The organism is Colwellia sp. BRX10-3, assembly GCF_014077505.1.
In the GTDB taxonomy this organism is placed as follows: domain Bacteria; phylum Pseudomonadota; class Gammaproteobacteria; order Enterobacterales; family Alteromonadaceae; genus Cognaticolwellia.
The window spans coordinates 128069-147674 of the sequence record NZ_JACGWA010000003.1 but is presented as its reverse complement, the minus strand read 5'-3'; the positions used below and the strand labels follow the sequence as shown (position 1 = coordinate 147674).

Sequence of the window (19606 nt, the reverse complement as noted above, 5' to 3'; positions counted from 1 at the left end):
TTATGTAACAGAAAGATTGATTTAAATGCCATAAATTGTCAATTAATATCTTAGTTAAGTAATTAACTTAACTAAGATTAATCAATTTATTAACTTTGGTGTGTAACAATTTGTACGCATTGATAAAAGGGTCTAAACAATGAACAAACAAGAATATTTACAGAGCTGTTATCAACAATTAGTGCAGGTTTTCGAGCTTGCCACCCAGCACAAAAAAGATGATAAACAAAAATTTAGAACTGAGGGCTTTATGCATGCTGGTAAAGCCCTTGGTGTAATATCTCATGACGACGCGGTTGCTGTTATGGAGCAAGCGCATGTTGATGTTTTTGGTGAAACTATTGGCGATCGCCGTAGTAGAAAAGCGAGTTTAAAAGAAGCGATTGCGCGTGGTGATAACGACTTTATAAATATACCAGCTTATGAGCGTTCTAAAAGTTAGTTTATAACCCAAAACGCAAATTTCAGTTATGACAAATAATGCTTCAATAATAATTGTTAGCCCATTATTTTAGAAAACGTATGATAAATAATATTCAAACAAATATAGTTTAAGCCGCTGTTATTATTTAATATTACATAGGTGTAAAATATAGTTAACTATAACATCAACAATGGAGCGGCGATGCACAAGGGGCAATTAAAAAGCTGGTTTGATAATAAAGGATTTGGGTTTATTGAGTCACCCGAGCTGAAACAAGATACCTTTATTCATATTTCGGCCTTAAAAGAAATGAGCAGAAAACCAAAAATTGGTGACTTCATTTATTTTGAGGTAGAACAACAAAGTAATGGCAAAACTAGCGCTATTAACTGCCGCATTGAAGGTGTTGCTGCCAAGGCATTAAAGCAGCAAAAACACCGTGTTTATAAAAATTCATTTTCTCCAAAAAGTAAAACAGTTTTACTATTTGCGATAATCGTTGTTTGTGCTTTTGCGTATCAACGCTTGAACGTAAAGACTCCACATATCCCTGCAGAGCAATTCACAGCACCTAAGGTTAATTCATTTCCACCCCAGCCAGTAATCAATACCCAATCACAATTTTCATGTGATGGTCGCCAGCATTGCAGTGAAATGTCGTCTTATGAAGAAGCGAAGTATTTTCTTCAAAATTGTCCCAATACTAAAATGGATGGTGATGGAGACGGTATCCCCTGTGAAAGGCAATTTAACACCTTTTAACTACCACCCTTTTTGTAGGATTTTATCCCTTGCCTGTGCTAAAGTCAGAGCCATAAAGTGGCTTAGCCTTTTTAGCTTAGCAATAGCTTGAAATCTATAGCGATATTAAAACTACAAGTTGTTTTACATGGATAAAATGAAACCGAACTCTTCTGCTCCAAACACAGATCAGCCAACAATCCTCTGGCACGATTATGAGACCTGGGGAATATCACCAAAGTTCGACAAGCCCTCTCAGTTTGCTGGTATTCGTACCGATCTTGATTTAAATATTATTGGTGAGCCTGAGATGTTTTATTGCCAGCCGCCACAAGATTATTTGCCGCAACCTGAAGCTTGTTTAGTTACCGGTATTACGCCGCAAAAAGCGTTACGTGAAGGTTTAAGTGAAGCTGAGTTTGCTGATCGTATTCATGGGCTATTTTCACAACCTAATACGTGTGTTGCCGGCTATAACAGTATTCGCTTTGATGATGAGGTAACTCGCTACCTACTCTATCGTAACTTTTACGACCCTTATGCTCGCGAATGGCAACATGGTAATAGTCGTTGGGATATTATTGATATGGTGCGCGCTTGCTATGCTTTGCGCCCTGAAGGTATTGAATGGCCAACGGTTGAACGCGATGGTGAACAAGTGGTGAGTTTTCGCTTAGAACTGCTAACAAAAGCTAATGGCATTAGCCATGAAGCCGCGCATGATGCGATGAGTGATGTTTATGCCACTATCGCCATGGCAAAACTTATTAAAGAAAAACAGCCAAAGTTATATGACTTTATTTTTAATTTGAAGAATAAAAAGCAAGTGGCTGAGCTAATTGATGTTTACAACATGACACCTATTGTTCATACCACGAGTAAAGTGTCTTCTGCTCATGGTTGCACCAGTTGGTTTGCGCCAGTTTGTTATCATCCTATTAATAAAAATGCTGTTATTGCGGTCGATTTGGCGCGCGATCCTACGCCTCTATTTGAGCTTTCAAGTGAAGAGATAAAAGCGCGTTTATATACCCGTTATGATGAGCTAGCCGAAGACGAATTACCGATACCCATTAAGTTAATTCACTTAAACAAGTGCCCGATAGTAGCACCTGCAAAAACATTGTTACCTGAAAACGCCGAGCGTTTAGACATTCCTCGAGAGCTTTGCCTTGATAACTTGAAAAGGCTTAAGCAATATACTGAGCTTAGAGATAAATTAACTGATGTTTTTGCCACCAGTGACTTTGGTGATGAACCAGTAGAAGCTGAGTTTGCGCTATACGGCGGAAAGTTTTTCTCGCATAGCGATAAAGCTCAAATGGAAATATTACACCAACTATCGCCAGAGCAATTGGGTACGCATCCTTTTCAATTTCAAGATGAAAGATTAAATACGTTGTTGTTTAGTTATCGCGCGCGTAATTTCCCTTATACCCTTAACGATGGTGAACAACAAAAGTGGCAGGCTCATTGTCAAAATCGTATTCAGCATGGCACTAAAGGCTTATTGAGCGCTGATGAATACATGATGAAATTAGAAAACTTAGCTTTTGAATATGAAAATAACACCGAAAAAATGCAGTTATTAAAAGCGTTATTTGAATATATAAATAATAAATAGCGATTGAATTAATAACTTAAAGGTACCGAATTTAATTGGCATAAAGCCGCTCTTAAAGATGAATTACAAATGTTTTTTTGAGTGGATAGCGGCTAGTGGCTTCAGGTTTTCTAACGCTAACGTATGCCAAAATTAACAAATTTAACAAATTTAAATGTAGTAGGTTGAACAATATGCAAAAAGTAACTTTTATTGGTTTAGGTGTTATGGGTTTTCCTATGGCGGGGCATTTGCAAAAAGCGGGTTACCAAGTAACGGTTTATAATCGCACCTCAACTAAAGCTCAAAGCTGGGTAGAACAATACGGTGGAGCCATGGCTAGCACACCGGCAAAAGCGGCGAAAGATAGCGATATAGTTTTTGTTTGTGTTGGTAATGATGATGACCTACGCCAAGTAGTTTTAGGGCCTAATGGCGCATTTGCAGGTATGAAATCTAAAGCTATTCTTGTTGACCATACTACAGCCTCGGCCAGTGTTGCGCGTGAATTAGCACAAAAAGCATCGGCTATTGATTTAGCGTTTCTAGATGCGCCTGTTTCTGGTGGTGAGGCGGGTGCCGTTAATGGCCAATTATCAATTATGGTAGGTGGTGAACAAGCTAAATACGCAGCTGTTGAAACCGCGATGCAGTCATATGCCAAATTCAGTAAATTACTTGGCGCTGTGGGTAGCGGCCAATTAGCCAAAATGATGAACCAAATTTGTATCGCTGGTGTTATACAAGGTTTAGCTGAAGCGTTACATTTTGGACAAAACGCTGGCTTAGACTGCGAACAGGTTATTGAAGTTATAAGTCAAGGTGCTGCGGGGTCTTGGCAAATGGATAACCGTCATAAAAGCATGATAAAAGGCGAATATGATTTCGGATTTGCGGTTGATTGGATGCGAAAAGATCTTGATATCGCGCTTACTGAAGCCAAAAATAATGGCTCTACTTTGCCGTTAACCGCGTTAGTCGATCAATTTTACGCCGATGTGCAAAAAAATGGCGGTAAGCGTTGGGACACCTCGAGCTTACTTACCCGTTTATAACAGCTCAACTCAACGTATTTAAACACTCAGACGGAACTTTTCGCACTAGTTCGTCTGTTTGTTTTAGCTTTATTTTTATTTTTATTTTTATACTCAAAATTTTATAATCAATTAAACGCCAGCGATAACTAGCCTGAAGATATTTCTAGCCTGCAAATACTTTCTCCTCCAAATTAGTATGTAGCGCGTAAATCTTGTTAATCTCAACCATTTAACTTATTCTACTTTTATCATTGATCCGACCAGTTAAATATTATGACACAAGCTATTTACACCTTTGGTGCTAATAATTATAAAAATGAAGCCGTTGATTTTACTAAATATCAAGGCAAAACCCTGCTAATCGTTAACACGGCTAGTGCCTGTGGTTTTACCCCACAATACGCAGGTTTAGAAAATTTGTACCAAGAATATAAAGATAAAGGTTTAGAAGTGTTAGCGTTTCCATGTAATCAATTTGGTAAACAAGAGAAAGGTGATAACAGTGAAATTAAAAAATTTTGTGATCTTAACTTTAATATTTCATTCGAGCTTTTTAGTAAAATAGAAGTTAATGGCGAAAGCACTCACCCTTTATATCAGCATTTGAAAAACGAAGCGCCAGGTATTTTAGGCAGTAAAAGCATCAAGTGGAATTTCACAAAATTCTTGGTTAATAACCAAGGAAAAGTAATAAAACGTTATAGTCCAAGTACTAAGCCCGCCGATATTGCCAGTGATATTGCAGCAATACTCTAATGAGTTATTTTGTTTGTAATTAACCGCTAGCTTTACACTTATTAGCACTTATATTTTACTTATATATCATTTATATATCCTTTATAAGTAATAGCCGTGCTAATAAGTGTTCTTGTTTTATTTCTCGTCTAAGTTACCAGCTGTAAATCGCGTAAATGTTTAATTTTATCTCGCACTGACGCGGCTAATTCAAATTCTAAGTTTTGCGCATGATTAAACATCATATTTTCCAACTCTTGTACTTTCACGTCAATTTGTTTGGTGGTTAATGTTTCATATTCTGAAGCAGGCTCTGCCGCTTTTAATGCTGCTGCCGCGCGAGTTTTACCACCATCAAGATCCATAACATCTGAAATATTACGCCTAACACCACGCGGGGTAATATTGTTATCAAGATTATATTGATGTTGTTTTTCGCGACGCCTGTCGGTTTCGTCAATCGCTTTACGCATTGAGCCAGTAATGCGCCCAGCATAAAGAATTGCTCGACCATTAATATTACGTGCTGCTCGGCCAATAGTTTGAATAAGTGAGCGTTCTGAGCGTAAAAAGCCCTCTTTATCAGCATCAAGAATCGCTACAAGCGATACTTCTGGCATGTCTAAACCTTCTCGCAGCAAGTTAATGCCTACTAGCACGTCAAACTTTCCTAAACGAAAATCTCGAATAATTTCTACGCGTTCAACGGTATCTACATCGGAATGCAAGTAACGCGCTTTAACTTGATGTTCGTCTAAATAATCGGTTAAATCTTCCGCCATGCGTTTGGTTAGAGTTGTGGCTAATACTCTCTCATCAATTTTTACACGTTTACGTATTTCAGAAAGTAGATCATCAACTTGCGTTTCAACAGGACGCACTTCTATTTGTGGATCAAGTAATCCGGTTGGGCGAACTACTTGTTCAGCAATTTCCCCAGCGGATTTTTCAAGTTCATAATTACTTGGCGTTGCTGATACATAAATAGTTTGCGGCGATAAGGCTTCAAATTCTTCAAACTTCATAGGTCGATTATCAAGTGCAGAAGGTAATCTAAAGCCATATTCAACAAGGTTTTCTTTACGTGAACGGTCACCTTTGTACATAGCGCCAATTTGCGGCACGGTGACGTGTGATTCATCAATAATTAACAAGCCATCGCTAGGTAAATAATCAAATAAAGTTGGAGGCGCTTCTCCTGGCCCACGGCCTGATAAGTAGCGAGAATAGTTTTCTATACCTGAGCAATAACCAAGCTCTGTCATCATTTCAATATCAAATTGTGTACGTTGCACAATTCGTTGCTCTTCCACGAGTTTATTGTTTTCTTTTAGCTGTGCTGCTCGGTCTTTTAATTCAATTTTGATTTTATCTACGGCAGCCAATATTTTTTCACGAGGGGTCGCGTAATGCGTTTTAGGATAAACGGTTACGCGAGCAACTGTGCGTTCAACCGCCCCGGTAAGTGGGTCAAATACGCTAATGCGTTCAATTTCTTCATCAAATAATTCAATGCGCAGAGCCATGCGGTCTGATTCCGCAGGAAATACATCAATTACATCACCGCGCACGCGATAAGTAGCACGTTGAAATGCCACGTCATTTCTGGTGTATTGCAACTCAGCTAGGCGTCTTAAAATATCGCGCTGATTAATAATATCGCCCACACTAATGTGCAACATCATTTTTAAATAAGAGTCGGGGTCACCCAAGCCATAAATAGCCGACACAGAAGCGATTATAATGACGTCTTTACGCTCCAACAGTGACTTGGTAGCCGATAGCCGCATTTGTTCAATGTGCTCATTTATAGAGGCATCTTTCTCGATAAAAGTATCTGTAGTTGGTACATAAGCTTCTGGTTGATAGTAATCGTAATAAGAAACAAAATACTCAACGGCATTATCAGGAAAAAAATCTTTCATTTCACCGTATAGTTGCGCTGCTAAGGTTTTATTTGGCGCTATTATCATGGTAGGACGATTAAGATTTTCAATCACATTAGCGATGGTGTAAGTTTTACCTGAGCCAGTTACTCCTAACAAGGTTTGATGTGCTAAGCCTGATTCAATACCATCAAGCAATTTCGCGATTGCGGTGGGTTGATCACCACTGGGAATATAATCTGAATGTATTTTTAACGCTTTCATCAAGCAATAACCTCTGCCGTGACACGATCTTTTTCACATTGCTTACTAAACAAGTTATATGAAATAGCTGCCATCACTACATTGCCAAGTAAAGCTCCGATAAAAAAGCCTTCTAAACCAAACCATAAGCTGCCCATATAAGATAAAGGCACATAGCAAATAAATAATCGAATAACACTTAACACCAATGCAACCATAGGTTTATGCAGCGCGTTAAATGATGAATTAGTTAGAATTATCACACCTTGTAGACCATAACCTAAAGGTAAAATCCAAATAAAGAGTTTAATAATATCGGCTACAGCTTGCTCTTTAGAAAATATATCAGCAATAAACGGGGCGGCTAATACCAGCACGACATAAATAAATACCTGCCACGCTAAAACAAATTTTATTGAGGTTTTATAACCCTCTTCAACACGCTTCATGTTACCAGCACCAAAGTTTTGGCTAATAAATGGCGGTAAGGTCATTGAAAGTGCTAATACTACTAAACAAGCAATAGATTCAATTCTTGAACCTACCCCAAATGCGGCCACAGCTGACACGCCATATTCAGCAACAATGGCGGTTAATATCGCCGAAGAAACTGGGGTTAACATATTAGCGCCAGCAGCGGGTAAGCCAATATGTAAAATATCGCGTGACGAGCAAATAAAGTCTTTAATTGACATTAAATGGGTATGAATTAAGCCACGCTTAGCCGCTAAAATGTAGAGAACATAGCCTAAACCAAATACCCAAGATACTAATGTCGCTATTGCTGCACCTTGAATGCCCATCGCAGGTACTGGGCCAAAGCCGAAGATAAAAATAGGATCTAATATGGCGTTTATTAAGCCTGCGCTGCCCATAATTATGCTGGGTGTTTTGGTGTCACCATCTGCACGTAAAATTGCGTTGCCGATCATAGGACCAATTAACAAAATACAACCTAAAAACCAAAGATCCATATATTGATGAATTAAGGGGAGCAATGCCTCGCTAGCGCCTAATAGCAAAAAGGTTTCGTCGATAAGCAAGTAACCGATAACCGCAAGAATACCTACTATGATTGCCGCTAAATATAATGAGCTTGTGGCTAAATTCTTTGCCGATGCTTTGTCACCTTTACCCAGCGCTTTTGCAATAACTGCTGACGTTCCTATGCCTAAGCCGATGGTTAAACTGATCACGGTGAAGGTAATAGGAAAAGTAAAACTAATAGCGGCTAAAGGTTGGGTGCCTAACAAACCGACAAAGAAAGTATCCACTAAGTTAAAAGTCATCAACAAAATCATGCCGTAAATCATCGGAATGGTCATAGTTTTTAACGTCGGTGCTACGGGATCTTTAAGTAGGTTTATTTGGTGAATATTTTTAGTTTTTGTCATTAATTTTTTCAAAATAAGTGATAAATCGAATGCATCTGCCATTGTAAAAGATAGTGATAGGACTCGCTACGTATATATTTTATTTCATATAATAAACTACTAATTTGAATAAAAAATAATATAGCTGTCTTAAATTAGCCTACCCTGCTCTTCGTAGAAATACACAGTAAATGTACGAAATATCACGCTTGCACAAAAAACACACGAGCATGAACAAAAACTCAACATATAAACAATAACCAATTGTTATTAAAGAACATTAATGAACAAATCAATAAAAGTCCATTTTACTACAAGCCGCATTCTACCGTTCACTTTACGTAAACTTACACTTTAACTCACATAGTTATCCACAGAATAAGTGGATAACTATGTTAATTAATTACCCAAACTTGTATTGAGTGTTTATTCATCAAAAAGTGAAGAAATGCTGTTAACAATGCCTGCTATTTGAGCAAACGACCAATAAATTGATTTTTTTCTAACTTTTGTGTTGACAGTCTGACATGCGGCCTTTAATATTCGGCCCCGTTAGCCAATAGCGGCTTTCAAAACAATTCCTCAATAGCTCAGTTGGTAGAGCAACGGACTGTTAATCCGTTTGTCCCTGGTTCAAGTCCAGGTTGAGGAGCCAAATTATTAAGTAATGGCTGTCAATTTTATTGCTAGCGGTTATATTAGAAAAGAACAATTCCTCAATAGCTCAGTTGGTAGAGCAACGGACTGTTAATCCGTTTGTCCCTGGTTCAAGTCCAGGTTGAGGAGCCACATTAAGATGTGATGGTTTTTATATTAAAGTAAAAACGGTTACAGTAGTCACAATAGTGAAAAGAACAATTCCTCAATAGCTCAGTTGGTAGAGCAACGGACTGTTAATCCGTTTGTCCCTGGTTCAAGTCCAGGTTGAGGAGCCACATTAAAGAAACCTGCTTATTTAGCAGGTTTTTTTTCGTCTGAAATATGGTGAGGAACAATTCCTCAATAGCTCAGCAGATAGAGCAACGGACTGTGCTGTTATTAAATATGCGTTTGTCCCTGGTTCAAGTCCAGGTTGAGGAGCCACTTTAAGAGACCTGCTTGTTAAGCAGGTTTTTTTTCGTCTAAAATATGGTGAGGAACAATTCCTCAATAACTCAGCAGATAGAGCAACGGACTGTGCTGTTATTAAATATGCGTTTGCCCCTGGTTCAAGTCCAGGTTGATGAGCCAAATTAAGAAACCTGCTTATTTAGCAGGTTTTTTTTCGTCTGAAGTTTGATAAACAAAGACAAGCCTAGAAATCTCAATAGCTCAGTTGGTAGATCAACGGACTGTGCTGTTATTAAATATGCGTTTGTCATCGAAATTTTCGCATAAAAAAAAGGGCTAGATTTTCATCTAGCCCTGTCTTGATATTTTATATCTTAATAACTTACTTCATCATGGCATCGCGTGTAACTTTAAATTCACTACCTTCATGCCAGTTTGGCCAGTCTTTGGTGTTACTTAACATAAAGCCGGTTTCAAAGAAAACTTGTAGCTCAGCCACCATGCCCTGCCAACCCCAGTTTTCGTTATATTCGTCACAGGTTTGGTGATAACACTTAGCCACTAACGCAGACACTTGTTCACCAATGGCTTTTTGTTCAGCATTAAGCCACACAGAGCCACCACCAGCACTTAATGCCGGTACGCCTTTCTTTGCTAAGCTAAAGTGGTCAGAACGATAGTAATAACCACGTTCTGGCGTTTGCTCTGGTGTTAATGTTCGATCTTGGCGTTTAGCGGCTTTTGCTAAGTAGTCTTCCAATTCAGATTTACCAAAACCCACTACGGTTAAGTCTTTTTTCAAGCCAGAAATATCTAGGCTGTCCATGTTAATCAAACCCACTATTTTATTTAACGGCATGGTTGGGTGGTTTGCAAAATAACGAGAGCCTAAACGGCCTTGTTCTTCTGCTGTTGCAGCCATAAAGGTTATTGAACGTTCAGGGGGTTTATCTAATACTTTATAGGCTTTGGCAATATGCATTAAACCTGCGGTACCTGTCGCGTTGTCATGTGCGCCGTTAAAGAAAACTTTCTTGCCGTCAATAACGGTAGAGCCTAAGTGATCCCAATGCCCCATGTAGATAACATGCTCATCAGGGCTAATGCGGCCAGGAATGGTGGCGACTACATTATTAGATACTGAATCTGTGATGCTATTTTTAACTTTGATATCAGCGGTAAGCTTAAGTGGCACGGCTTTAAAGTTTTTCGATAACGCTTGTGCTTTTAAGGTATTAAAATTTAAACCCGCTTTCGCCATTAACTCATGGGCTTTTTCGGTGCTGATCCACATTTCAACATCAACAACTGGCTCATTTACTTCTTTTGCTGGTAAATGATATTGTGCGCCGGTCCAGCTACTTTCAATAACATTCCAGCCGTAACTTGCCGGTTTAGTTTCATGCACTATAATAGCGCCTGCTGCGCCTTGGCGAGCCGCTTCTTCGTATTTATAAGTCCAACGGCCATAATACGTCATAGTATTACCATCGAATAATGCTGGGTCTTGCGAGGCGTAACCTGGGTCATTAACTAGCACGACAACAGTTTTACCTTTTACATCAATATTTTTATAGTCATTCCATTGATACTCAGGGGCGTTGATACCGTAACCGACAAAAACTAACTCAGAATTTTCCAGGCTAATTTGTTCACGAGTTTGGCGCGAGCTGGCAACATAGTTTTTAGGGAAATCAAAGGCTATATCAGCAATTTTCAAGGTACCAACTGGCTCACTTACTATGCTATTCATCGGCACAGCTTGAAGGTAGCTATCACCATTACCAGGCGCTAAACCTAGCTTTTTAAATTGCGAAATTAACATATTGGTTGTTAATGTTTCACCTTCAGTTGATGGTTCACGGCCAGCAAATTTATCTGAAGATAAGGTTTTAACATCAGCTTTTATCGCGTCAATATCAAACGACTGATAAGCTTCAATAAAATTATCATGAGCACAAGCACTCATCGAAAGTAGTAATGCGCCAGCACCAGAAAGTATTTGCTGACGTTTTTCACGAATATAACTCAACTTAATTCTCCTAAAGTTTATTCACCAAATTAATTATTTTTTGGTGAATTTAGACCTCCGTAGATTAACGGTATTAGTGATAAAACGCTAGATATATGGCTTTATCACTTTGTTAGTAATTATTTATGAGTTGCTAAGTAAAGATCATTTAATCTTTGATATAAATCATCTTTGCATATGATTATTACTGCTACTGTACGGACGTTTTTAATCCATAGGTTAATTGTTATGCAAATTTCTCGTACAAGAAGCGTTCAACACAAAGTTTACATTCCATCGTCAGCACGTGAAAACCAATATTTACTTGCTAAATTTAATATTACCGAGAAATTGATAGAAAAAATTTCCGGTCCGATTGATCATAGTAATGAACAACCTTTTTTAGCCTTTTATAAAAAGCTTTCGACACTATTTTTTAACATTAATGACGAGCTTGATATTGAAAGTGGTCAGTTTGTCGCTAATGATAAATTTGCCCGTATCCGCTTTAGTCCTGAAAAACTTACCGCTCAAACAGAGCAACAAATTCTATTTTTATATAACTCTCGTTACCATTACAGCCAAAATGCTTATTTTGATGCTAAGAAGCAAGCCAGTAAGATACATTTAGTATTTTTATCAAATGGTGATGATGTAAGACACAACTCGGCAAAATTTCACCAAAAAGTCGTCCAAGCAATTAGTAAGTTTATCGAACAAACCGGTATGTCGGCGCAAGACGTTCGCATCAGTGATCATCAGCACTTAACTTATGATTTGTTTGCTAAAGATAAAGGGGTCGAGGGTAATCAAGTTCATAAGTTAAGAAGTATCTCTAATCGCTATGCGACTGACGATATATCATTGCCCAAAAATACTGATGAATTAACTTACGCGATTGTTGATATGCCCATTAACCGCCGTTTGCGTAAACTTGTAGAGCTAGATCATAGTGAAGGTGAAAACTACAGTCCGCTTTATAATTATATTGCTGATGCCTTTATTAGTGCAGCTAAAAAACATCATTTAAATAATGGCGCCTTTATTGCCAATGGTCTCGTACCTATTGTCCGCTGTGGTGACGATGAAAATACGATTACCAATGGTGAATTGATCATGTTGAGTTATAACCCGAAAAATACCAGTGGCAGCGGCAGTTACACTAGCAAATGGGCAGAAGATCAATTAGTTGACAATGTGCAGTTTGTTTTTGTTGCTAGTGAGCAAGATAAAACCAGTCATGGCTTTGGTAAATTTTTAATTCAAATAGAGCATACCTTGTATAGCATTGCTCAAAAGCTCGAATATATTAACGACCAAGAAGAGCTAACCGTGCGTTTTCATCAACACATTGGTTTTTATCAAGAATAAGATTTAGTAACTGAGTTTTTTACTTTGATAAAGCGTGCTTAACAGCACGTTTTATCTTGATAGCGCTTGAAAAATCAAGGATAAGACTTGAGCGCATATTAACGAATAGCCCAAAACTTGATTTCTTGCTCTGTCAAAAAGCTTTCAGCTTGTGCGCCCTGCATTAATGCTAATGTCGCTAATATACCTGCTTGAATGCATTGCGGTGCCACAACGGTAATTGAACGTGGGGCCTGAACAATCGGCCAACCAGTTTTAGCATTTAAAATATGACTATAACGAACATTATCTTTGAGCAAGAATCGCTTGGCGTCACCACTGGTAGCTAGTGCGCCTTGTAATAAACTGACCACCATAGGTTTTCGTTCTATGAAGCCTGGATGCTCAATGCCCACTTGCCAAGGCACGTTGACTTTACGCGGCTTATTCGCGGCTAAATCTCCACCTAAATTAACTAATACGGGTAACTCGGTAAATTCATTGGCGATAATCATCGCTCTATCAACCGCATATTCTTTGCCAATACCGCCAAAATCTACTTCCATGTTTTCTGGCATGATTATGTACTGTTCATCAAAGCTAACGTTGAGCCAACCGATATTTTCTAAACTCTTTTTTACCTCAGCAGCACAAGGAATATTACTGCTACCATCGAATTGCCAAATTTTTTGCAACACGCCTGACGTTATATCGAACACCCCCTCGCTGAGTTGATAACAAGTATCAGCAAAGTTTAATAACAAGTAGGTTTCTTGATCTATAGGGATTGATTTTCCACGACTATTGTTGATTGCTGAACAAACACTTGTCGGTTGATAGCGAGAATATTTATCTTCGATACGCCAAACTTCATCAGCGATAAGCCTGCCTAAGGTCAATGCCAGCTTGCTATCATTGCTAGCGACTAGTACTTCACAAGGACTGGCCATTGCATCAAAACAAATACTATGGCCATCATCAGTTACTGTTACTTCAATATTTCTTACCGACCTTTTATTCAAGTAACATCCTCATTGCTTAAAGCCTTTTCAAGCATTTATTAACGGGTATTGGTGCAGACATGCCATTTAAAATGAATAGCTAACTTGAGCGATTATCGCGTCAACGCTTTCATATAAATCAACATTAGCTAACGCATCTGGCGCTAAATGGCCGGAATTTTTAGGGTCTTGTCGGTAATATTCCAACCTAAAAGACAAGTCGTTACCGTCGCTAAGTTTCATGCCGTATTTCAGTCCTACCGTGTATGCACTCATTTCACCTATACGATAATCAGCACTGGCAAATTCAGGCATTGAATTCGCTTGCGCTAAGAATGGTTGATAAAACTCGGCTGCACTTTGTTGATAAAAGCGCAAATGAGGTTCGATATAGCTGCTACTAGACAATGGGATCCGCAACCTTGTATCAATAGTATGAGAGCTAATTTCCCAGTCGTCCCACATATAGCGATAAGAAACATCAATTACGTTTTGCTCAAAATGATATTTAGTTTGTGCAAATAAGCTCTGTTTTACTCGAGTGTCAGGTCGATTTTCATAAAGATAGTCTTGCGTAATTCCTTCGCTATTAACCAAACTTAAGACCTTAAACGGGTCATTTAAGTAACCATCAACTTTTGAATAAGAGTAATTAAACTGCATGACCATTCTACGATTTATAACTTGCGTGAAGCCAAGCATAATATCGGCTGTTGTTTTATCGTCACTGTCGGTTCTGCGCGTTGCATCAAAGCCAGCTTTATTAACGCTATTGTCTGTATCACTGTCGTTTCCATAAGCCAAAGGCATAGATGCAAAGGCTAAGGGAATACCACCTTCAGGCTTGAAAGAGTCTTGAAAATAGCTTAGCCCTACTGAAAATGTTGAATTTTTTTGATTAAAGTCATACGCAAGGTTACCGTTAATACCAAGTGACAGGTAATCATATTCTTTTGAAATATGTACGCCAGCACTACCAGTATAGTTTGCCGCTAATGGCTGAGTCCACTGAGCGTTTAGTTGTACGCGCGTATCTTTAAATGTGTCATCTAACGGGGTTTCACCCGCTTTGGTTTGATAACTTCCTTTACCTGAAGGTCTGGTAAAGGTTTGCACATTGGGCTGTGCTGCTGCGCCATTAGCTGAGGCACCTGTTAGTGAATCTATCGTCAGTTTGAGGTTCAGTACTTCGTCATTTGCAAAAGTTTTGCGTGCGCTAATAATAGCTTCAGCTGCTGATACCCGATCGCCTTCACTGTAATACAAAAATGCGCTTTCAAAATCCCAAGCAGACTCTAGCTGTGCTTTGGTAACTGTGGTTGAGTCGTTAGCAGCATTCGCGATAGCCGGTACTGTGCCCAACAAAGCCGAGGTAGCAATAGTTAATGCCGCCTTAATATTTATTGCCGGCTTTTTCTGATTTAATTGCATCCGCAGCCTCCGCCACCAAAGCTTTTACCGCCACTTGACGCTTCTTTACTAAAATATATATGGTCATCGAGTGCTGAATCTATAGGTGAAGATGTTAGTGCCATTTCTTCTTTTGCTAATAAATCACGTTCCCATGGCTGTACGCCTAGTGATGAACAACCACTTACTAAAATAATTACTGCTGAAAACAACGAACACTTAACCGTTCGTGAAGCTAAATTAGCACTAAAGCTATTGCGGTTAAAACTATTGATTTTCATAGTAATACTCCTGACTACATTAATTGAAAACTTGCTGCCTTTGTCGATAAGAATCGTTTTGCTAACACTGGGTACGAGTTAATTGATGATTGAAAATTTTGGTACTTTCTGTGAAATTTCATGGATTATTTGTTCACAGCACTTGGTATTATGCGCTTTATATTACAAAAACCTAATATTTAATAAAAAAGCTTAAATTTAAATGTTATTAATAAGCCAAGTTAAGTTATTATCTTCGAATTATTCACTATTTTGGATACCCAACCTTGATTGATTTCACCCTGCTTAGCCTTTTTATTCCAACATTTTTTATTGTTAGTTTGACACCAGGCATGTGTATGACATTAGCCATGAGTTTAGGTATTACTATTGGGGTGAGAAAAACATTTTGGATGATGTATGGTGAGCTCTTAGGTGTGGCAACCGTAGCCATTGCTTCTGTACTCGGGGTTGCTACAATAATGGCTAAGCTTCCGCAGCTGTTTCAAGGCTTTAAAATACTTGGCGCGATGTATTTATTATACGTGGGCGTTAACATGTGGCGAACTAAGGGCAAACTGGCTACCGACTCAACTCAATGCCAGCAGTCGATTAAAAAACGTAGTTTATTTCAGCAAGGTTTTTTTACCGCGATAGCCAACCCCAAAGGTTGGGCGTTTATGATCTCGCTATTGCCCCCTTTTATTAGCCAAACATTGCCACTGGCGCCACAGTTAAGCATTTTAGTTGCTGTGATATTAGTATCAGAATTTATCTGCATGACCATTTATGCCACCGGAGGAAAAACTATCGGCAAGGTTTTAACCAAAAGAAACAATGTTCAATTATTGAATAAAATATCAGGAAGTTTAATGATATTAGTCGCAATTTGGTTAGCCACTAGCTGACAGATATATACTGGCTCAACTGTTTTATCGGTGTAACTATTTTTCTGACATGGTTATTTTACTAGCGCGAAAATAGTGTTGAATACTTAACGCTTTGAGCTTTGAGCTTAGAGCTTAGTTCAGTGTGTTAGCTACGATAACTCATCACGGTTAACATTTTAGTAAATGTGTCATTTTTACTGGTAGTAAAGGTTAACCAAATACGCCATGTCATTTGCTGTGCAGAACAACTACCCACTAACACTTCTGCTTGAAATACTTGTTTAACACCATCTTTAATATCTTGTTTTATAACGGGTGTTAAATGATTTGAGTTATTTATTGGCTGCTTTACATTCACTGATATTTGGTCATTTGTCGAATTTTCTGTCATCTGCGCTTCAATAAATAATGGGATTTTTCCCATATACATGTCAACACCTTCAAGATAACCGCTAATGCTAGTAAGTTTTTGATCGCCAAAATAATTCACCACCATAGTGAATGACTGCTCAGCAACTATTTTTTCAACATCGAATAACACTTGAATTTGCCCTGATGCTGATGCTAAGTCGAATTGACATTGGCTTTGCTCGGCAATGCACTGCGCAGTGCGTGGGATATTATCACTCACTGTTGTGCTAGCTTTATCTTGGGGACCACAGGCTATTAGCAGTATTGCTAACAGTGATAATACTGTGCAAGAGAAAATGAAAGAGAAAGTGCGTGGCAATAATTTTTTGTCAATATTCATTGGCTGATTTAAAAGCGAGATACTTGCTAGACATGATACACAAACCTCATTGATGTTTATTACTTTTTTCTCATGAAGTTTAGCGATAAAACAAAGTTTGTTTAGTTCAGTGCCGTTATATTTTACGCTCTGCTGATACTACGGTGCTAATAACGCGGTGTTAATCCTGATGTGTTTAAAGATATAGTGAGAGTAAGTAATAAAATGACAACATTATTACGCCTTATTGAAGAGAATAAAGAAGCCAACTTGGTTTCCGTCCTAATATACTCAGTGTGATGTTTATTAATTGATCACAAACGCTTGCATATAATTCATATTGACGTTATCGATATTTCAACTTTAAATCGCTTGAGACATCGAATATAAATAGCGCTGCGCTGTTTTTTGCCAACATCAAGGAAGCTCGCTTTACAATATCTAACATTTATTTTTAAATTTATTGTGTAAAATTCAGCCACAAGTTAACTCGCTGTTTTAACTAAATTAGCCTACTTTTAATGGTAACCTTTTAAAGGCACAACAATTATTTGAAATTGGGTAATTAACTTATTTAACAATATTGCTGCCACAGCAATATTTTTGTTGATTTAAATCAAGCTTTACGGTTGATTTATAGTATGTGCGAAAGGTAAAATCATACAGATTCTGAAAAAACTCGTATTCGGGTGTAACATTTATCATGGCTTCTCAGCATTTTTCATTAAAAAGTATCTTTTTTATACAAAATTGCAAAATCTAACCTAGTAAACGGAACAAAAAAAATGACAACAACGCTTGATCATCCGTCTTATAACTTCAATGTGGTGCGTCAATTCACCGTAATGACAGTTATTTGGGGGATCGTTGGTACTCTTGTAGGTGTTCTTATTGCGGCGCAATTAATTTGGCCAGCACTAAATTTTGATACACCTTGGTTAACCTATTCTCGTCTTCGTCCACTTCATACCAATGCGGTAATTTTTGCTTTTGGTACCAGTGCACTGTTTGCTACTTCTTATTATGTAGTGCAGCGTACATGTAAAGCGACGCTCTTTGGTGGAAAACTAGCCGCTTTTACCTTTTGGGGCTGGCAAGCCGTTATTGTGCTTGCAGTAATAACGTTACCCATGGGTTATACATCAAGCAAAGAGTACGCTGAGTTAGAATGGCCAATTGATATTTTAATTGCCGTTGTTTGGATTAGCTACGCTATTGTATTTTTTGGTACTTTGGTCAACCGTAAAACCTCTCATATTTATGTTGCCAACTGGTTTTTTGGTGGTTTTATTCTCACCGTTGCGGTATTGCATATTGGCAACAGTATGGTTATTCCTGTTTCTATGATGAAGTCATACTCAATATATTCTGGCGCTATCGATGCCATGATGCAGTGGTGGTATGGTCATAACGCCGTTGGCTTTTTATTAACAGCTGGTTTCTTAGGTATTATGTATTATTTCGTACCTAAACAAGCTGAACGTCCTGTTTACTCTTACCGCTTATCTATTGTTCATTTTTGGGCATTGGTTTCTTTGTACATTTGGGCCGGTCCTCATCATTTACATTACACTGCACTACCTGATTGGGCTCAGTCAGTTGGTATGGTTATGTCAATCGTATTATTCTTGCCATCTTGGGGTGGTATGATTAACGGTATTATGACGCTGTCTGGCGCATGGCATAAACTTCGCTATGATCCGATCCTCCGCTTCTTAATTGTTTCATTATCTTTCTACGGTATGTCTACGTTTGAAGGCCCTATGATGGCAATTAAATCTGTAAATGCACTTTCACATTACACTGACTGGACTATTGGTCACGTGCATTCAGGTGCCCTAGGTTGGGTTGCTATGGTATCAATTGGTGCCATGTACCACTTAATTCCTGTGTTATTTAATCAGGGTCGCATGTATAGCATTCGTTTGATCAACGTACATTTTTGGCTGCACACAGCGGGTATTATTTTATATATCGTCGCTATGTGGATTTCAGGTGTAATGCAAGGGTTAATGTGGAGAGCTGTTAACACTGATGGCACATTAACTTACAGCTTCGTTGAAAGCTTAATCGCCTCGAAACCATTCTACTTCATGCGTTTTGTTGGTGGTGTATTGGTTGTTGTTGGCTTCTTGATTATGGCTTACAACATGTTCAAAACAATTTATGCTAAAGACAATAGTCTTAAGCCAGTTGAAATAACTTAGGAGGCAACAATGAAAAATAAACATGAAAAATTTGAAAAGAATGTTGGCTTGTTTGCTATTTTTACTATTCTTGCGATCAGCATCGGTGGTTTAGTTGAAATTACGCCGTTGTTCTTCCAAAAAGCAACCACCACACCGGTTGATAACTTACGCCCTTATACCGCGCTAGAAATGGAAGGTCGTGATATTTATATTCGCGAAAGCTGTAATGTGTGTCATAGCCAAATGATCCGTCCTTTTCGTGCGGAAACTGAACGCTACGGCCATTATTCAGTTGCCGGAGAGCATGTTTGGGAACATCCATTTTTATGGGGTTCAAAACGCACAGGTCCTGATTTAGCCCGTGTTGGTGGTCGTTATAGTGACGATTGGCATCTTGCGCATTTACTTGACCCACGTTCAGTTGTACCTGAGTCTAATATGCCTTCGTTTAAGTGGTTAGCTGAAAATACCCTTGATGGCGAATTAACCGCTAAAAAGTTATCAACATTTAACTTTTTAACGCGTAATCGTAGCCACAAAGACGAGCAAGGTAATGCTATTCCACTTTATTCTGAATCTGAAATTGCGGGTGCAAAAAAAGCCGTTAAAGGTAAAACAGAAATGGATGCATTAATTGCATATTTACAGTCTCTTGGTCATGCGTTGAAATAAT

General features: G+C 38.4%; 16 protein-coding genes and 5 tRNA genes. 14 read left to right on the top strand and 7 right to left on the bottom strand.

Annotated elements, in window-relative coordinates:
- The first annotated feature begins 139 nt into the window (after positions 1 to 139).
- From H4J38_RS07500 to H4J38_RS07480, 5 genes are all read left to right on the top strand, one after another.
- Entirely contained in the window at positions 140 to 442 is a 303-nt protein-coding gene (locus H4J38_RS07500; RefSeq protein ID WP_182131028.1) for a hypothetical protein, read from the top strand.
- Between the two features lie 183 nt (positions 443 to 625).
- Positions 626 to 1186, top strand: coding sequence for an excalibur calcium-binding domain-containing protein (locus H4J38_RS07495; protein ID WP_182131027.1), 561 nt, complete (start codon positions 626 to 628; stop codon positions 1184 to 1186).
- A gap of 127 nt (positions 1187 to 1313) precedes the next feature.
- On the top strand, positions 1314 to 2789 hold the full coding sequence (gene sbcB, locus H4J38_RS07490; RefSeq protein ID WP_404842599.1) for an exodeoxyribonuclease I: 1476 nt from the start codon (positions 1314 to 1316) through the stop codon (positions 2787 to 2789).
- Positions 2790 to 2962: 173 nt separating this feature from the next.
- A complete protein-coding gene (locus tag H4J38_RS07485; protein ID WP_182131025.1) occupies positions 2963 to 3823 on the top strand; it encodes an NAD(P)-dependent oxidoreductase in 861 nt (286 codons plus the stop codon).
- A 255-nt stretch (positions 3824 to 4078) separates the two neighbouring features.
- The gene (locus tag H4J38_RS07480; RefSeq protein ID WP_182131023.1) at positions 4079 to 4561 is read left to right on the top strand and encodes a glutathione peroxidase; all 483 of its coding nucleotides are present in this window, start codon (positions 4079 to 4081) and stop codon (positions 4559 to 4561) included.
- 128 nt (positions 4562 to 4689) lie between these two features.
- On the opposite strand, the gene uvrB is transcribed toward H4J38_RS07480, so the two are convergent.
- Positions 4690 to 6690: an excinuclease ABC subunit UvrB gene (gene uvrB / locus H4J38_RS07475; protein ID WP_404842598.1), complete on the bottom strand. Its 2001-nt coding sequence runs from the start codon at positions 6688 to 6690 to the stop codon at positions 4690 to 4692.
- Positions 6690 to 8063: an MATE family efflux transporter gene (locus tag H4J38_RS07470; protein ID WP_182131019.1), complete on the bottom strand. Its 1374-nt coding sequence runs from the start codon at positions 8061 to 8063 to the stop codon at positions 6690 to 6692. The genes uvrB and H4J38_RS07470 overlap by 1 nt, the downstream gene beginning before the upstream one ends.
- Before the next feature lie 558 nt (positions 8064 to 8621).
- On the opposite strand from H4J38_RS07470, the gene H4J38_RS07465 reads away from it, so the two are divergent.
- The 5 genes from H4J38_RS07465 (at position 8622) to H4J38_RS07445 (ending at position 9272) form a co-directional block, all read left to right on the top strand.
- A tRNA-Asn gene (locus H4J38_RS07465) sits at positions 8622 to 8697 on the top strand.
- A gap of 58 nt (positions 8698 to 8755) precedes the next feature.
- Positions 8756 to 8831: transfer RNA gene (locus H4J38_RS07460), tRNA-Asn, on the top strand.
- Between the two features lie 70 nt (positions 8832 to 8901).
- Positions 8902 to 8977: transfer RNA gene (locus tag H4J38_RS07455), tRNA-Asn, on the top strand.
- Positions 8978 to 9038: 61 nt separating this feature from the next.
- Positions 9039 to 9125, top strand: a tRNA-OTHER gene (locus tag H4J38_RS07450).
- A 60-nt stretch (positions 9126 to 9185) separates the two neighbouring features.
- A tRNA-OTHER gene (locus H4J38_RS07445) sits at positions 9186 to 9272 on the top strand.
- 202 nt (positions 9273 to 9474) lie between these two features.
- On the opposite strand, the gene H4J38_RS07440 is transcribed toward H4J38_RS07445, so the two are convergent.
- Positions 9475 to 11124, bottom strand: a complete 1650-nt coding sequence (locus tag H4J38_RS07440; RefSeq protein ID WP_182131017.1) for a M28 family metallopeptidase — start codon at positions 11122 to 11124, stop codon at positions 9475 to 9477.
- A 228-nt stretch (positions 11125 to 11352) separates the two neighbouring features.
- On the opposite strand from H4J38_RS07440, the gene H4J38_RS07435 reads away from it, so the two are divergent.
- Positions 11353 to 12474 (top strand): DUF3083 family protein, encoded by a 1122-nt coding sequence (locus H4J38_RS07435; RefSeq protein WP_182131015.1) that lies wholly within the window; start codon positions 11353 to 11355, stop codon positions 12472 to 12474.
- Between the two features lie 98 nt (positions 12475 to 12572).
- Here the strand turns inward: H4J38_RS07435 and H4J38_RS07430 are convergent, their stop codons facing one another.
- The 3 genes from H4J38_RS07430 to H4J38_RS07420 form a co-directional block, all read right to left on the bottom strand.
- Positions 12573 to 13475 carry an FAD:protein FMN transferase gene (locus H4J38_RS07430; protein ID WP_259365437.1) on the bottom strand — a complete coding sequence of 301 codons (903 nt, stop codon included), beginning with the start codon at positions 13473 to 13475 and terminating at the stop codon, positions 12573 to 12575.
- Positions 13476 to 13541: 66 nt separating this feature from the next.
- Positions 13542 to 14885 (bottom strand): DUF3570 domain-containing protein, encoded by a 1344-nt coding sequence (locus H4J38_RS07425; protein WP_182131013.1) that lies wholly within the window; start codon positions 14883 to 14885, stop codon positions 13542 to 13544.
- Complete coding sequence (locus tag H4J38_RS07420) at positions 14876 to 15145, bottom strand: DUF4266 domain-containing protein (RefSeq protein ID WP_182131011.1); 270 nt, start codon at positions 15143 to 15145, stop codon at positions 14876 to 14878. The genes H4J38_RS07425 and H4J38_RS07420 overlap by 10 nt, the downstream gene beginning before the upstream one ends.
- A gap of 266 nt (positions 15146 to 15411) precedes the next feature.
- Here H4J38_RS07420 and H4J38_RS07415 point away from each other — a divergent pair, with 266 nt between their 5' ends.
- Positions 15412 to 16032: a LysE family translocator gene (locus H4J38_RS07415; RefSeq protein ID WP_182131010.1), complete on the top strand. Its 621-nt coding sequence runs from the start codon at positions 15412 to 15414 to the stop codon at positions 16030 to 16032.
- A 127-nt stretch (positions 16033 to 16159) separates the two neighbouring features.
- On the opposite strand, the gene H4J38_RS07410 is transcribed toward H4J38_RS07415, so the two are convergent.
- A complete protein-coding gene (locus tag H4J38_RS07410) occupies positions 16160 to 16765 on the bottom strand; it encodes a hypothetical protein (protein WP_182131009.1) in 606 nt (201 codons plus the stop codon).
- Positions 16766 to 17529: 764 nt separating this feature from the next.
- Here H4J38_RS07410 and ccoN point away from each other — a divergent pair.
- Both ccoN and ccoO read left to right on the top strand, forming a co-directional pair.
- On the top strand, positions 17530 to 18951 hold the full coding sequence (gene ccoN, locus H4J38_RS07405) for a cytochrome-c oxidase, cbb3-type subunit I (RefSeq protein ID WP_182131008.1): 1422 nt from the start codon (positions 17530 to 17532) through the stop codon (positions 18949 to 18951).
- 9 nt (positions 18952 to 18960) lie between these two features.
- Positions 18961 to 19605: a cytochrome-c oxidase, cbb3-type subunit II gene (gene ccoO / locus H4J38_RS07400; RefSeq protein ID WP_182131007.1), complete on the top strand. Its 645-nt coding sequence runs from the start codon at positions 18961 to 18963 to the stop codon at positions 19603 to 19605.
- Position 19606: the final 1 nt, after the last annotated feature.

Bases quoted from the DNA above. Each gene is read 5' to 3' on its own strand.
- H4J38_RS07480 (WP_182131023.1), top strand. From the start codon at position 4,079: ATGACACAAGCTATTTACACCTTTGGTGCTAATAATTATAAAAATGAA.
- H4J38_RS07435 (WP_182131015.1), top strand. From the start codon at position 11,353: ATGCAAATTTCTCGTACAAGAAGCGTTCAACACAAAGTTTACATTCCA.
- H4J38_RS07500 (WP_182131028.1), top strand. From the start codon at position 140: ATGAACAAACAAGAATATTTACAGAGCTGTTATCAACAATTAGTGCAG.
- H4J38_RS07410 (WP_182131009.1), bottom strand. From the start codon at position 16,765: ATGAATATTGACAAAAAATTATTGCCACGCACTTTCTCTTTCATTTTC.
- ccoN (WP_182131008.1), top strand. From the start codon at position 17,530: ATGACAACAACGCTTGATCATCCGTCTTATAACTTCAATGTGGTGCGT.
- H4J38_RS07420 (WP_182131011.1), bottom strand. From the start codon at position 15,145: ATGAAAATCAATAGTTTTAACCGCAATAGCTTTAGTGCTAATTTAGCT.
- H4J38_RS07425 (WP_182131013.1), bottom strand. From the start codon at position 14,885: ATGCAATTAAATCAGAAAAAGCCGGCAATAAATATTAAGGCGGCATTA.
- uvrB (WP_404842598.1), bottom strand. From the start codon at position 6,690: ATGAAAGCGTTAAAAATACATTCAGATTATATTCCCAGTGGTGATCAA.
- H4J38_RS07470 (WP_182131019.1), bottom strand. From the start codon at position 8,063: ATGACAAAAACTAAAAATATTCACCAAATAAACCTACTTAAAGATCCC.
- sbcB (WP_404842599.1), top strand. From the start codon at position 1,314: ATGGATAAAATGAAACCGAACTCTTCTGCTCCAAACACAGATCAGCCA.
- H4J38_RS07495 (WP_182131027.1), top strand. From the start codon at position 626: ATGCACAAGGGGCAATTAAAAAGCTGGTTTGATAATAAAGGATTTGGG.
- H4J38_RS07485 (WP_182131025.1), top strand. From the start codon at position 2,963: ATGCAAAAAGTAACTTTTATTGGTTTAGGTGTTATGGGTTTTCCTATG.
- ccoO (WP_182131007.1), top strand. From the start codon at position 18,961: ATGAAAAATAAACATGAAAAATTTGAAAAGAATGTTGGCTTGTTTGCT.